The sequence below is a fragment of the Kineococcus sp. R86509 genome (assembly GCF_042466365.1).
Classification (GTDB): Bacteria; Actinomycetota; Actinomycetes; order Actinomycetales; family Kineococcaceae; genus Kineococcus.
Genome location: NZ_JAXHCE010000001.1, coordinates 1,865,750 through 1,879,052, shown reverse-complemented (window position 1 = coordinate 1,879,052; position 13,303 = coordinate 1,865,750). Strand labels below are relative to the sequence as shown.

At 74.0% G+C, this 13,303-nt stretch carries 14 protein-coding genes; 9 read left to right on the top strand and 5 right to left on the bottom strand.

The window, feature by feature from the left end:
- Window positions 1–36: 36 nt before the first annotated feature.
- The 3 genes from SJY07_RS09015 to SJY07_RS09005 all read left to right on the top strand — a co-directional run bounded on the left by SJY07_RS09015 (window position 37) and on the right by SJY07_RS09005 (window position 3,203).
- Complete coding sequence (locus SJY07_RS09015) at window positions 37–771, top strand: demethylmenaquinone methyltransferase (RefSeq protein ID WP_328294591.1); 735 nt, start codon at window positions 37–39, stop codon at window positions 769–771.
- Window positions 772–864: 93 nt separating this feature from the next.
- Complete coding sequence (locus SJY07_RS09010) at window positions 865–2,151, top strand: geranylgeranyl reductase family protein (protein WP_380158513.1); 1,287 nt, start codon at window positions 865–867, stop codon at window positions 2,149–2,151.
- Window positions 2,148–3,203, top strand: coding sequence for a polyprenyl synthetase family protein (locus tag SJY07_RS09005; protein WP_380158511.1), 1,056 nt, complete (start codon window positions 2,148–2,150; stop codon window positions 3,201–3,203). The genes SJY07_RS09010 and SJY07_RS09005 overlap by 4 nt, the downstream gene beginning before the upstream one ends.
- 4 nt (window positions 3,204–3,207) lie before the next feature.
- Here the strand turns inward: SJY07_RS09005 and SJY07_RS09000 are convergent, their stop codons facing one another.
- On the bottom strand, window positions 3,208–4,008 hold the full coding sequence (locus SJY07_RS09000; RefSeq protein WP_380158509.1) for an SDR family NAD(P)-dependent oxidoreductase: 801 nt from the start codon (window positions 4,006–4,008) through the stop codon (window positions 3,208–3,210).
- Window positions 4,009–4,199: 191 nt separating this feature from the next.
- Here SJY07_RS09000 and SJY07_RS08995 point away from each other — a divergent pair, with 191 nt between their 5' ends.
- The gene (locus SJY07_RS08995; protein WP_328294595.1) at window positions 4,200–4,508 is read left to right on the top strand and encodes a hypothetical protein; all 309 of its coding nucleotides are present in this window, start codon (window positions 4,200–4,202) and stop codon (window positions 4,506–4,508) included.
- Here the strand turns inward: SJY07_RS08995 and SJY07_RS08990 are convergent.
- Window positions 4,477–4,647: a hypothetical protein gene (locus tag SJY07_RS08990; protein WP_380158506.1), complete on the bottom strand. Its 171-nt coding sequence runs from the start codon at window positions 4,645–4,647 to the stop codon at window positions 4,477–4,479. The two genes, SJY07_RS08995 and SJY07_RS08990, sit on opposite strands and share 32 nt — an antisense overlap.
- Before the next feature lie 93 nt (window positions 4,648–4,740).
- Between SJY07_RS08990 and SJY07_RS08985 the strand changes: the two genes are divergently transcribed.
- Window positions 4,741–5,979 carry a prolyl oligopeptidase family serine peptidase gene (locus SJY07_RS08985; RefSeq protein WP_380158504.1) on the top strand — a complete coding sequence of 413 codons (1,239 nt, stop codon included), beginning with the start codon at window positions 4,741–4,743 and terminating at the stop codon, window positions 5,977–5,979.
- A 68-nt stretch (window positions 5,980–6,047) separates the two neighbouring features.
- On the opposite strand, the gene SJY07_RS08980 is transcribed toward SJY07_RS08985, so the two are convergent.
- From SJY07_RS08980 to SJY07_RS08970, 3 genes are all read right to left on the bottom strand, one after another.
- A complete protein-coding gene (locus SJY07_RS08980; RefSeq protein WP_380158502.1) occupies window positions 6,048–7,658 on the bottom strand; it encodes a methyl-accepting chemotaxis protein in 1,611 nt (536 codons plus the stop codon).
- Between the two features lie 251 nt (window positions 7,659–7,909).
- Window positions 7,910–8,953, bottom strand: a complete 1,044-nt coding sequence (locus tag SJY07_RS08975; protein WP_328294599.1) for a DNA primase small subunit domain-containing protein — start codon at window positions 8,951–8,953, stop codon at window positions 7,910–7,912.
- The gene (locus tag SJY07_RS08970) at window positions 8,950–9,999 is read right to left on the bottom strand and encodes an ATP-dependent DNA ligase (protein WP_380162240.1); all 1,050 of its coding nucleotides are present in this window, start codon (window positions 9,997–9,999) and stop codon (window positions 8,950–8,952) included. Before SJY07_RS08970 ends, SJY07_RS08975 begins: the two co-directional genes overlap by 4 nt.
- Window positions 10,000–10,066: 67 nt before the next feature.
- On the opposite strand from SJY07_RS08970, the gene SJY07_RS08965 reads away from it, so the two are divergent.
- Genes SJY07_RS08965 through SJY07_RS08950 form a run of 4 tightly spaced genes read left to right on the top strand, consistent with a single transcriptional unit; the run spans window position 10,067 to window position 13,240 of the window.
- A complete protein-coding gene (locus tag SJY07_RS08965) occupies window positions 10,067–11,317 on the top strand; it encodes a four-carbon acid sugar kinase family protein (protein WP_380158499.1) in 1,251 nt (416 codons plus the stop codon).
- Complete coding sequence (locus SJY07_RS08960) at window positions 11,314–11,952, top strand: DUF998 domain-containing protein (RefSeq protein ID WP_380158497.1); 639 nt, start codon at window positions 11,314–11,316, stop codon at window positions 11,950–11,952. Before SJY07_RS08965 ends, SJY07_RS08960 begins: the two co-directional genes overlap by 4 nt.
- Window positions 11,949–12,461 carry a SigE family RNA polymerase sigma factor gene (locus tag SJY07_RS08955; RefSeq protein ID WP_380158495.1) on the top strand — a complete coding sequence of 171 codons (513 nt, stop codon included), beginning with the start codon at window positions 11,949–11,951 and terminating at the stop codon, window positions 12,459–12,461. Before SJY07_RS08960 ends, SJY07_RS08955 begins: the two co-directional genes overlap by 4 nt.
- Window positions 12,461–13,240 (top strand): hypothetical protein, encoded by a 780-nt coding sequence (locus SJY07_RS08950; RefSeq protein ID WP_380158493.1) that lies wholly within the window; start codon window positions 12,461–12,463, stop codon window positions 13,238–13,240. The genes SJY07_RS08955 and SJY07_RS08950 overlap by 1 nt, the downstream gene beginning before the upstream one ends.
- Window positions 13,241–13,303 lie beyond the last annotated feature (63 nt).

The following is a 13,303-nucleotide window of genomic DNA, read 5'->3' as shown; positions in this document are numbered from 1 at the left end:
GGCACCCGGTCGTGGCCGGGCTGCGAGGATGGGAGCGTGGGCACCCCGGACGTCACCAACCAGCGCGAGCTGGCCGACCTGAGCAAGCGGCCGCGGCAGGTCTCGGCCATGTTCGACGACGTCGCCGAGAAGTACGACCGCACCAACGACATCCTCTCGGTGGGTCAGGACCGGCTGTGGCGGCGTGCCGTGCTGCGGGCCATCGATGCCCGGCCGGGGGAGAAGGTCCTCGACCTCGCCGCCGGCACCGGGCGATCCAGCGAACCCTTCGCCGACCGCGGTGTCCTCACCGTCCCGTGCGACTTCTCCACCGGCATGGTCCGCACCGGCAAGCGCCGCCGGCCCGACCTCGGCTTCGTCGTCGGTGACGCCACGCGGCTGCCTTTCGCCGACGGGGTCTTCGACGCGGCGACGATCTCCTTCGGTCTGCGCAACGTCGTCGACCCCGACGCGGGCCTGCGCGAGATGGCCCGGGTCGTCCGCCCCGGTGGCCGCCTCGTCGTGTGCGAGTTCTCGACGATGCCGAACCCGTTGCTGCGCAAGGCCTACGACACCTACCTGCACCACGGGCTGCCGCGGGTGGCCAAGCTCGTCAGTTCGCACGCGGACGCCTACGGCTACCTGGTGGACTCCATCGACGCGTGGCCGGACCAGGCCGGGCTCTCGCGCAGGATCGCCGCCGCGGGCTGGGAGCAGGTGGCCTGGCGCGACCTCTCCTTCGGGGTGGTCGCGATGCACCGCGCGGTCCGCTCGGCCGGCGTCGTGACCTGACCCACACCGGGGCCGCTGACCGGGCCGGAGGGGCCGGGGGAGAACTACACTGGACGTAGCCTCGTGAAAACTTTCACGAGCCGGGGATCAGGGGTGACCGTGGACACGCAGGACGCCGACGTGCTGGTCGTCGGGGCCGGCCCGGCCGGTTCGACGCTGGCCCGCCACCTGGCGACCGCGGGACGCCGCGTCCTGGTGCTGGAGAAGTCGTCGTTCCCGCGCGAGAAGGTCTGCGGCGACGGACTCACCCCCCGCGCCGTGCACGAGCTCGACCTGCTCGGCGTGCAGACCCCCGCCGAGGACGGCTGGCGGCAGAACAAGGGCCTGCGCCTGCTCGGTGGTGGGGTGCGCCTGCAGGTGCCGTGGCCCGAGATCTCCGACTTCCCCGGCTACGGGCTGGTGGCGACCCGCGCGCGCTTCGACCAGACGCTGGCCGAGCACGCGCGCGCGGGCGGCGCCACGATCCTCGAACGCACCTCGGTGACCGGCCCCGTCCTCGACGAGCGCACCGGTCACGTCGTCGGCGTCACCGCGCGCCCCGTCGACGAGAAGGGCCGCAAGGCGGGCGAGGAGAGCACCTACCGCGCGCCGGTGGTGGTCGCGGCCGACGGCGTCGGCGGTCGCCTCGCGCTCGCGATGGGTCTGGCCAAGCGCGACGACCGTCCGCTGGGCATCGCCGTCCGCACCTACTTCACCAGTCCCCGTCACGACGACGACTGGATGGAGGCGTGGATGGAGCTGCGCGAGAGCGACAGCTCCACCGGACCGCTGCTGCCCGGCTACGGCTGGGTCTTCGGGGTCGGCGACGGCACCTCCAACGTCGGGCTGGGCGTGCTGGACCCCGGGTCCGGGGCGATCGACTACCGCGACCTGCTGCGCCGCTGGACGGCCGCGATGCCGCCGGAGTGGCGCTTCCGGGAGGAGGACCAGGTCGGCCCGATCCGCGGTGCGGCCCTGCCGATGGCCTTCAACCGCACCCCGCACTACACCCGCGGCCTCGTCGTGGTCGGCGACGCGGGCGGCATGGTCAACCCGTTCAACGGCGAGGGCATCGCCTACGCGATGCAGTCGGCGCGCTTCGCCGCCCACGCCGTCGACGACGCCCTGTCGGCGGGCGATCCGCGGGCGCGCGAGCGGGCGCTGCAGGCCTACCCGGCTGCGGTTCGCGCGGACCTGGGTGGTTACTACACCCTGGGTCGTGTGTTCGTCTCCCTCATCGGCCACCCCGAGGTCATGCGCATCGCGACGCGCTTCGGCCTGCCGCGCCCGGGGTTGATGAAGCTCGTCGTGAAGCTCCTGGCCAACCTGGCCGACCCCACGTCGAAGGACGCCGCCGACCGCGTGGTCGTGGCGCTGAAGCGATTGGCCCCTGCCGCGTGAACACCTCGCTGAACACCCCCACGGCCACCCCCACGGCCACGCCCGCGAACGGGCTCCCCACGACCGACCCCGCGCTGGAGAACGCCCTGCGCGAGGCGCTCGACGTCGTCGAGGACCGGCTGCGACTCGCCGTCGGCAACGCCGACCCGATCGCCGACGCGGCCTCGCGCCACCTCGTCGAGGCCGGTGGCAAGCGCGTCCGGCCGATGCTCACCGTCCTCGGAGCGCACCTGGCCGAGCCGGAACGCGCGGAACTGCCCGGCGAGGTCGTCGACGCGGCGATCGTCTGCGAGCTCACCCACCTGGCCTCGCTGTACCACGACGACGTCATGGACGAGGCCCCCACGCGGCGCGGAGTGCCTGCGGCGCAACACCAGTGGAACAACAACGTCGCGATCCTGACCGGCGACCTGCTCTTCGCCCGCGCCTCCAACGTCGTCGCCGGCCTCGGGCCGGAGGCCGTCCGGGTGCAGGCCGAGACCTTCGAGCGGCTCTGCCTGGGGCAGCTGCACGAGACCGTCGGCCCGCGCGCCGGCGAGGACGCCGTGGCGCACTACCTCGACGTCCTCAGCGACAAGACGGCGTCGCTCATCGCCACGGCCGGTCGCTTCGGCGCGCTGTTCGGCGGTGGGTCGGGCGAGGTCGTGACGGCGATGATCCGCTACGGCGAGGCCGTCGGGGTCGCCTTCCAGCTCGCCGACGACGTCCTCGACCTGACCAGCGACACCGACGAGTCCGGCAAGCGTCCCGGTACGGACCTGCGCGAGGGGGTCCCGACCCTGCCGGTGCTGCTCGTGCGGCGCGCCGCGGCCGACGGCGACCTGGCCGCGGCCCGGATCGTCGCGCTCCTCGACTCCGGCCACCTCGACGACGACGACGTGCTGGCCGAGGCCGTCGCCGCGTTGCGCGCGCACCCCGGCACCGACGCCGCGCGGGCCACCGCGCGGGAGTGGGCGCAGCGGGCCACGAGCCACCTGACCGCGCTGGCGGACTCACCCGCCCGCAGGGCGCTGGAGACCTACGCGGCCACCGTCGCCGACCGCGTGGCCTGAGTCCTCACCGGCCCGGACGGGGTTTCGCGACCACGCCGGCCAGGGAGGCGAGGGCCCGCCGGGGCAGCAGCCTCGTGGCCGCGCCCAGCACCTTGTAGAGCGGGCCGTCGACGACGGAGGGCCCGTCGCCCTCCAGCGCCCGCATCGTCGTCGCCACGACGTGGTCCACCGTGCGCCGGGGCAGCCCGGTGTCGGAGTCCTCACCGGCGACCTCGAAGAACGGGGTGTCCGTGGGCCCGGGGCAGACGGCGAGGACCCGGACCCCGCTACCGCGCTGCTCCGCCCACAGCGCCTCGGTGAAGCTGAGCACGAAGGCCTTCGTGGCCGCGTAGACCGCCAGCCCCGGAACCGGTTGCAGCGCAGCGACGCTCGCGACGTTGAGGATCACCCCGGAGCGGCGTTGCACCATCGCGGGCAGGAACCTGGACGTGAGGTCGACGACGGCGCCGCAGTTCAGCGGCACCTGGGCCAGCAGTCGCTCGGGGTCAGCGCTCGCGACCGGGCCGGACACCGCGAACCCGGCGTTGTTGACGAGCACGTCGATCCGCAGCCCGAGCTCCGCCACCCGTGCCTGCAGGTCCGCGCCGGCGCCGGGGAGGCCGAGGTCGGCGGGCAGGACGTCGACCCGGCGTCCGTGCGCGCTGCGGACCCGGTTCGCGAGGGTGTGCAGGGCCTCGGCCCGGCGGGCCACCAGGACGAGGTCGGCGCCCCGGGCGGCCAGCGCCTCCGCCAGCCCCTCGCCGATCCCCGACGACGCCCCCGTCACCAGGGCCGTGCGTCCTGCGTAGCTCTGCGTCGCGTCCACCGCGCGATCATGCACCCACCGACCCGGGGGCGGGCCGGCGCCGTCCTCGGAACCCCCCGCGCACGCGATCGACAGGACGCTGAACACGTTGCGAGAGCGGTGATTCACCGACGGTGAGTTCCGCGGGACCGTACCGGTGATGTCCCGCCGGGCGGTTCCGCAAGACCGTGGGACTCCGACAGGATCTCCCCGTGATCGACGGCTCCCCGCTGCCCCCGACGTCCTCGCTCGAGGACAGGGCGACCCCGATCCCCCGACCCCGCTCCGGCCGGCACCGGAGCCCGGGGCGGGCCCGCCTCGGCGGCCCCCGGCCGGCGGAACGGATCTGTCTCGCGCTCGCCCTCGTGGGCAGCGTCGTGGCGGTGGTGCTCAGCGTCCAGGGGGTGCGCGTCGCCGCCATCACCGTGGCGGCCCTCGGACTCGTCCTCGCCGTGGCGGGACTCGTCCTCGGGCGGCGCGCGGCGGACCTCAGACGCGGAAGCGGTGCACCAGTTCGCTGAGCTCGCCGGCCATGCGGTGCAGGTCGTCGGTCGCGGCGCGGGTGCCGGAGACGACGGCGGCGGTGGTCTCCGCCGAACCCGTGATCCCGCGGACCGAGTCACAGAAATGTGAGGTTTCTTGTCGACTTCTGTGGATCACCAGTGCGAAGGTGTGCGGGCTGTCGCAGGAGCGACGTGCCGCGGACGGCGAGGTGGCCGTGCGCGATGGACGACGGCCCCGAGGAACTCAACGATGAGACGTTTCACCGCACTGGCGCTCGCGGCAGCGCCGCTCGTGCTCACCGCGACCGCGGTCCCCGCCCAGGCGCAGACGCTGAAGCCGGCCGACCCCACGAGGGCCGCCTTCACCCTGGACGCCGAGGTGCAGGACGGCGGCCAGCAGGTGGTGTCCCTGACGATCGACGCGCGGGGGCTCGGCATCAACCCGAGGAGCCTGTCCGACGACGCCTTCAGCGTCCGGGCGAGCGGCACCAGCCCCGACCCCTCCGTCCCGGGCCCGGTCCTCGGCACCTTCGAGGACGTCGAGCGCCCGGTCGCCGACGTCCGGCTGGAACGTGGCGGCAAGCTCGTCATCGACCTCGAGGACGGCTTCGGCACACCGGGCGCCAGCACGCTCGGCTACTCCCTGGGCGCCGGCCGCAACGTCGAGCTCGACCTGGAGTACACCGTCACGCAGGTCAAGCCCCTCACCGCTCGCGGCGTCACCGACTTCCGCTTCGCCGCCCTCGAGCAGACCCGGGTGGTCGACGAGGAGGTCGAGGCCTTCGCACCCGGGGAGGCGAACGGGCTCGCCTACCGCCTCTTCTCCCCGCGCGAGCGCGGCAAGCGCCCGCTCGTCGTGTGGCTGCACGGCGGCGGTGAGGGCGGCCGGGAAGGCTCCTACGGCAACGACCTCGTGCTGCAGGCCAACCGCGGCGCCCTCGGCTTCGCGACGAAGGAGGCGCAGAAGGCCTTCGGCGGGGCGTACGTCCTCGCGCCGCAGGCCCCCGACTTCTGGCTCAACGACGACGCCCGCGGCTACTCCGCGCAGCTCAAGGGCCTCATCGACGAGGTGGTCGCCTCGCACCGCGTCGACACCGACCGCATCTACGTCGTCGGGGCGTCGAACGGCGGGTACATGACGGCGCAGCTCGTCGCCGACAACCCCGGCTTCTTCGCCGCGGACGTCCCCATCGCCGCCGTCCGGCAGTACGGCGAGAAGCTCGTGCTCACCGACGCCGAGGTCGCCGCGATGAGCGGCACGCCGACGTGGGTCGTCCACGCCGAGAACGACGAGACCGTGCCGTTCGAGCCCAACGGGAAGTACATCGCCGAGCACGTCGACGGCGCGCTGCTGAGCGCCTACCCGGACGTCACGTACGACGGCATCACGTACGACGGGCACTGGTCGTGGGTCTACGTCGGCCGCAACGACCCCGCGACGGCGGACGGCACGCACATCTGGCAGTGGATGGCCGCCCAGAGCCTCTGACGCCCGGTTCCTCCCGCAGGACGAGCGGCCCGCACCTCGTGGTGCGGGGCCGCTCGCTGCGGGGAGGGTCAGACGCGGAAGCGGTGCACCAGTTCGCTGAGCTCGCCGGCCATCCGGTGCAGGTCGTCGGTCGCGGCGCGGGTACCGGAGACGACGGCGGCGGTGGTCTCCGCCGACCCCGTGATCCCGCGGATCCCGTCGGCGATCGAGCCCGAACCCGCGGCGGCCTCGCCGACGCTGCGGCTCATCTCCGCGGTCGTCGCGTACTGCTCCTCGACGGCCGAGGCGATCGTCGTCTGGTGGTTGCTGATCTCGCCGATGACCTCGGCGATGCTCTCGATGGCCCGGACCGCCTCGGCGGTGTCGGTCTGGATGGAGCCGACGCGGGAGGCGATGTCCTCGGTGGCGCGGGCGGTCTGCGCGGACAGCTCCTTGACCTCACCGGCGACGACGGCGAAGCCCTTGCCCGCCTCACCGGCCCGGGCGGCCTCGATGGTCGCGTTGAGGGCCAGCAGGTTCGTCTGCTCGGCGATCGCGGTGATCGCCTTCACGACGTCACCGATCTGGGTGGAGCTCACGCCCAGGCGGGCGACGGTCTCCCCGGCGCGACCGGCGAGGTCGTTGGCCCGGGCGGCGACGGCGGTGGCCTCGGAGGCACCGGAGGCGATGTCGCGGATGGCGGCCTGCATCTCGGTCGCCCCCATCGCGACGGTCGCGACGCTCGCGGAGACGATGGCCGCGGTGTCGGCCGCGCCGGCGGCGACGGCCGCGGTCTGGCCCGCGGTGACGCCGATGCGCTCGCTGTCGGCGGCGAGCTGGGTGGAGGCCAGGGACAGCGACGCCGACGACGTCGCGATCGCCGCGACCGTCCCGCGGACGCTGGCGCGGGCCCGCTCCAGGGAGGCGGCCATCTGGCCGACCTCGTCGGTCGAGTCGACGCGCGCCTCGACGGTCAGGTCCCCGGCGGCCATCGCGTCGAGCGAGGCCGACACCGCGTGCAGCGGCCGGACGATGGAGCGGACGACGGCCAGACCCAGGGCGGTGGCCAGCCCGAGGCCCACCACCAGGCCGATGACGATGGCGTTGCGGGAGTCGTCGGCGTCCCGCTGGGTCGTCACCGCGTAGTCCTTGGCGGCCGCGTCCTCGGCGGCCTCGATGGCGTCCAGCGCGTCGGCCGCCTTGCTCACCAGCGGCTGCGTCACGTCGGCGTTCGCGCTCGCCCAGCCGGCCAGGTCGCCGGAGTTCGACAGCGGGATCAGCTGCGCGTCGCGCGCCTGGCGCCACTGGGCCCAGGTGTCGGTGAAGACCTTCCAGTCGGCCGCGTCGGCCAGCGGCGAGGCGGAGTACTTCGCGGCCCAGTCGTCGAGCTCCGCGTCGCTGGCGGCGATCTTCTCGACGACCTTCGCCTTGCCCTCGGCGTCCGGCGTCGCGGCGTGCGTCGCGACGAGCATGCGCGTCTTGAGCTCCTCCTGGTGCACGCGCCCCAGGGCGGTGAGGCCCACGACGCTGTCCGTGTAGAGGTCGTCGGCGCGCTGGCTGCCGCCGTCCAGCGCCCAGAGGGCCCCGCCGCTGACCCCGACGGTCACCAGGGCCAGCGCACCGAGCGCGCTGAGCACCTTGGTGCGCACGCTGCGGTCGGCGAAGACGCGGGTGGTGCGTGGAGCCGCGGTGCTCGACATCGGGAACCCTTCGGAACGACTGTGGCCCGGCACCCGCCGGGTCCTTCCCCGTGTCCTTCGTCCGGAACGCGCCGTTCCTTGAACGTCTCCCACTCCTTCGTCCCACCCGCCGTGATCGTGCAGGGAAACCCAGCAAGATCGTGGACGACGGAGCAGGGGGTCGGGCGGTCCGGGTCAGGATCGGGCCCTGCCCACCGCGCTCCTCGTCCCACCCCGCCGCACCGTGATTCCGCTGGGGTTCGCCGGCGGGATCACGGGTCGGGCGGGGTGGGGTCCTTGCGGGCGCGGGAGGGCTGGACGCGCTTGGGCTCCCCCGGCATCTTGGGGTAGCTCGGGGGGTAGGGGAGGTCGCCGAGACCGTTCCCCTCGTCGCGGTCGGCGAGCGCGAGCAGCGGTTCCAGGGAGTGCAGGGTCGAGCGGCGCTCGGCCCACAGGTCCCCGACGGCGGCGAAGCGTTCCGGGAACGTCGCCAGGGTGAAGTCGTCCGGGTCCACGTCCGTCCCCAGCTCGGCCCAGGTCAACGGCGTCGAGACCGTCGCGCGGGGGGTGCGACGCAGCGAGTAGGCGCTGGCCATCGTGCGGTCACGGGCGTTCTGGTTGTAGTCCACGAACACCGTCTCGCCGCGTTCCTCCTTCCACCACGCGGACGACACGAGGCCCCCGGCGCGACGCTCGACCTCGCGGGCCAGGGCGATCACCGCGCGACGGACCTCGGTGAACGTCCACCGGGGTTCGATCGTCACGAACACGTGCACGCCCCGTCCGCCGGAGGTCTTGACGAAACCCTCGTACCCGAGTTCCGTCAGCAACGGGTGCAGCACGTCGCGGGCCACCCGCTTCGCCTGCGTGAAACCCGTCCCGGGTTGGGGGTCGAGGTCGACGCGGAACTCGTCGGGGTGGTCCACGTCGGGGGCGGTGCAGTGCCAGGGGTGGAACGTGATCGCCGCCTGTTGCGCGCCCCAGACCACCGTCGCGGTGTTGGTCGGCCGGATCGCGTCCGCGGAACGGCCCGAGGGGAACGTCACGTGCACGGTGTCGACGTAGTCGGGCGCGAACTTCGGCACCCGCTTCTGGTAGACCTCCTCGCCCTCGATCCCGTCCGGGAAGCGCTGCAGGTAGGTCGGGCGTTCGCGCAGCGCGTCCAGCAGGGCGGGGGCCACGAGCCGGTAGTGCTCGACGACGGCACGTTTGGACCCCTGCTCGCCCAGTTCCGGGTAGTACGTCTTGTCGGGGGAGGTGAGCCGCACGGGGATGCCGTCGACGTCGATCTCCTCCGCGGGCGGTTTCGGGCTCACGACCTGCTCCCGGACGCTCCCGACAGCACGTCCGCGAGGTCGTAGTCGGTCGGCGTCTCGAGCTGGTCCAGGCGGCAGTCCTCGGGGGCCTTGTCCGGCCGCCACCGCAGGAACCGCGGGTTGTGCCGGAACCGGTACCCCTCGAGCTGGTCGTACTCGACCTCGCAGACGAGTTCCTGGCGGACCGGGACCCAGGAGTCGTCCACCCGCGCGTTCCACCGGTTCTTCTCGCCCTGGACGTTCTCCTCGCCGGTGCGCAGCTGCGACAACTGCTCCAGGAGTTCCGCGCGCCGGGCCGTCGTGAACGCCGCCGCGCCGCCGACGAAGGCCATCCCGTCGTCGGTGTGCAACCCGAGCAGCATCGACCCGATCCCCGGGAGGCTCTTGTGCGGGCGGTAGCCGACGACGACGCACTCGGCGGTGCGCCGGTGCTTCACCTTCGTCATCACCCGTTCCTTCTGCCGGTACGGGGCGTCCAGCGGTTTCGCGACGACCCCGTCCAGCCCCGCGCCCTCGAACCTCGTGAACCACCGGACCGCGAGGTCGGCGTCGAACGTCGCCGTCGTCACGTGGGTGCTCGGACCGCAGCCGGCGAGCGCCGCCACGAGTCGTTCCCGGCGCACCGACGTGGACTGGGCGGTGAGGTCCTCGTCGCCGAGGGCCAGCAGGTCGAAGGCGACGAACTGCGCGGGGGTCTCCTCGGCGAGCTTGGCGATCCGGCTCGCGGCGGGGTGGATGCGCTGGGACAGCAGTTCCCAGGCCAGGCGACCGCCACCGGGGCGGGGGACGAACAGTTCGCCGTCGACGACGCAGCGCGGGGGCAGTTCCGCGAGCACCGCGGCGACGACCTCGGGGAAGTAGCGGGACAGCGACTTCTCCCCGCGCGACTGCAGCTCGACCTCGTCGCCGTCGCGGAAGACGATGCAGCGGAACCCGTCCCACTTCGGCTCGTAGAGCCAGGCCGGGGGACCGTCGGGCTGGCGCGGGACGCTCTTCGCCGCCTTGGCGAGCATCGGCTCGACGGGCGGGTTCAGCGGCAGGTCCATGGCGTTCACTCTGCCGCAGCGTGACGCCCGCCACGACCCTCCGGCGGGGTCTGGTGTACTTCGGCGGGTGAGCGTGAAGACCGTCGTCCTCGACGACGACCCCACCGGGACCCAGTCCGCGACGGGGGTGCAGGTCCTGCTGGAGTCCGACGCCGACCGCCTCGAGGCGGCCCTGCGCGACGCGGACGGCGTCTACGTGCAGACCAACTCCCGTGCCCTCGACGAGGCGTCCGCCGTCGCGCTGGTCGCCCGGATCCGGGCCGACGCCCTCGAGGCCGGCGCCCGGCTGGGGGTCGAGGTGCGGTTCGTGCTCCGCGGGGACTCCACGCTGCGCGGGCACGTCTTCGCCGAGACCGGGGTGTTCGCGGGCGCCGAGGACGTCGTCCTCTTCGTCCCGGCCTTCCCGGCGGGGGGACGGACCACGATCGGCGGGGTGCACCTCGTCCGCACCGCGGACGCTGACGTGCCCGCGGGGGAGACGGAGTACGCGGGCGACCCCGTCTTCGGCTTCCGCAGTTCCGCGCTGGTCGACTACGTCGCCGAGAAGTCCCCCCGCACCGGCGTCGGGGTCCCGCTCGACGTCGTCCGCGACCCCGCGCGGTTGGCGCAGCGGTTCGCGCAGGCCCCGGCGGGTTCGGTGCTGGTCCCCGACGTCGAGACGGACCGGGACGTGAGCGCCCTCGCCGACGCCGTGCGGGGGGCCGGGCGCGGGATCGTCGTGCGGTGCGCGGCACCGCTGGCCGCCGAGCTCGCGGGGGTCGTGAGCGCCGGGTACCTGCCGCGGCCGCTGGTCGCGGACCGGCCGCGGGTCCTCGTCGTCTGCGGGTCGCACACGGCGGGGGCGCAGGCCCAGCTGGACGTGCTCGGGAAGGAGTGGGGTGCCTTCGAGCCGGTCGCGACCGGCGACGCGCTGGACGACCCCGTCTGGGCGGGTCGGGAGCTCGGCGAGCGCGCGGGACGGGTGCTGGCGCGCCAGGGGCTCGTCGCCATCGCCAGCGAGCGGGTCCGGATGTCCGACCACGGCACCCTCGCCCACGGCGAGGCCGTGATGACCGCGCTGACCACCGCCGTCGCCGACCTGCTGCCGCACGTCGACGCCGTCGTCAGCAAGGGTGGGATCACCGCGGCGGAGGTCGCCCGCACCGGGATTGGCGCGACCAGCGCGTTCGTCGAGGGCCAGGTCGCGGCCGGGATCTCGGTGTGGGTGATGCGGACCCGGGACGGCCGCGAGGTCCGCCAGGTCGTCGTGCCCGGCAACGTGGGCGGCCCGGACGCCATCGCCGACGCGGTCGCCGCCCTCGGTGTCACCGCCCGGTGAAGGGGCGGATCGCGCTGGCGGCCCTCGCGGGCCTCGCGAACGCGAACTTCCTGCTGGCCCCGCTCGTCGGGGCCCGCATCGACCTCACCACCGGCGTCATCAGCGAGCTGTCCGTCCCCGGCGAACCGGGGTCGGTGTGGTTCCGCCTCGGTGACGGCAGCGCCGGGTTGCTGTGCGCGGTGCTCGCGCTCCCGGTCTGGCGCAGCGGGTTGCGCCACGCCCGCTTCCGCGCCACCTGCCTGACCGCGTTCGGGCTGACGACGCTGGTCTCGGCGATCGTCCCGCTGACCTGTGCGCCCTCCCTCGGGGTGTGCCCGGCGTCGTCGGCGGGGCCGGAACTCCTGCACGACGGGGTCAGCGTCATCGGCACCCTCGGGGCCGTCCTCGGTGTCCTGGAACTCGCCTGGCGCGCGCGGGGGTGGGCGTTGAAACCCCTCGCGGTGCTCTCCGCGGCGGTCTCCGGCGGCGCCGGGGTCTACGAGGTCGTGACGTTCCTGCAGGGCGGCAACGGCGGCGGTGGGGACTCCCAGCGCTACCAGGTCCTCGCGGTGTCGGCGTGGGTCCTGCTTGAGGTCGTCAGCCAGTGGCGCGAGCGGGGAACCTCCCGGGAGGCCCAGGTCCCTTCACCGGTGTGACCACGAAGGATCGCAACGCCGGCCAGGGGCCGCCGGGCTTCGCCGAGTTCGCCACGGCCCGCTATCCGGACCTGGTGCGGCTCGGCACCCTGCTGACCGGCGACACCCACCTCGGCGAGGACCTCGCCCAGACCGGGTTGCTCGCCGTGCTGCGGGCCTGGCGTCGCCTGCACCCCGACGGCCACCCCGAGGCCTACGCCCGCGTCGCGATGACCCGGGCCGCCGCGAAGGCCGGTCGGCGACGCTGGCGGGGAGAGACCCCGACCGGGGAACTGCCGGAACGGGCGGACACCGGCGGCGACGTCGACGCCGCCCTCGACGCCCGGCGGATGCTCGCCGCGCTACCGACCCCGCAGCGTCTCGTCCTCGTGCTCCGGTTCTGGCTGGACCTCTCCGAGCAGCAGACCGCCGACGCCCTGGACTGCTCCCTCGGCACCGTGAAGAGCCGCACCTCCCGCGCGCTGAAAGCGTTGCGCGAGAGCACTTCGATCGTGAACGGAGTCCGGTGATGGACGACCTCGACGTCAAGGAGCTGCTCGCCACGGCGGCGCGCACCCGCCCGGTGGAACTCCATCCCGTGCACGCCGTCCTGCGGCGACGGCGCCGCGCCCGGACCAGGGCCGCCGGGTTCGCCGCCGGCGCGCTGGTGATGGCCTCGGTCCTGACCGTGACGGTGGGTCCCGACGTGGTCTCCGGACTCGGACGGGCCGTGCCGGCCGGTCAGGTCACGGCCCGGCCCACCGCGCCCCCGCGGGACAGCGTCGACGCCGACGAGGTGCGCGTCGCCCAGGAGGCCTTCGTCGCGGCCCTGGCGGCCCACCTACCGGGCGCACCCGCCGCGGAGGTGGGCCCGGTCAGCTGGGAACCGACGCCCGGGGTGTCGAGGACCTTCGGGTGGGAGGCCGACCTCACGCTGACGGGCAGCGACCCCGCGGTGCTGCTGACGATCACCGTCGAGGACTCCCGTTCCCCGAACCCACCCGTGGACGGGTGCAGTGGCGACGTCGTGGGCGACTGCTTCGCGGGCGGTGACGACGCCGGGACGACGTGGGCGAGCTGGCGGCAGGCCGTCCACACCGGTCCGGACGACGCGGTCGTCGTGTCCTCGCCGGTGGCCCGCGCGATCCTCCCCGACGGCCGGTTCGTGCAGGCCGAGGGCCGCGTCGTGAGCACCCCCGACCGTCCGCTGCGGGCCGGGGACATCTGGCCGCTCGGGTCCCCGGTGACCCCCTCGGCGCTCGCGGCCCTCGTCACTGACCCACGGCTCGCGGAGGTCCCGCTGCCCTGACGGCCAACCAGCGCTGCACCCATTGCGCGACACACCGGTCGGGATCGTGGATCACCCGGCGTT

What these genes read in the sequence shown, in the direction of transcription:
- SJY07_RS08985 (WP_380158504.1), top strand. Translation starts at nt 4,741, where the DNA reads ATGAGACGTTTCACCGCACTGGCGCTCGCGGCAGCGCCGCTCGTGCTC.
- SJY07_RS08980 (WP_380158502.1), bottom strand. Translation starts at nt 7,658, where the DNA reads ATGTCGAGCACCGCGGCTCCACGCACCACCCGCGTCTTCGCCGACCGC.
- SJY07_RS08970 (WP_380162240.1), bottom strand. Translation starts at nt 9,999, where the DNA reads ATGGACCTGCCGCTGAACCCGCCCGTCGAGCCGATGCTCGCCAAGGCG.
- SJY07_RS08950 (WP_380158493.1), top strand. Translation starts at nt 12,461, where the DNA reads ATGGACGACCTCGACGTCAAGGAGCTGCTCGCCACGGCGGCGCGCACC.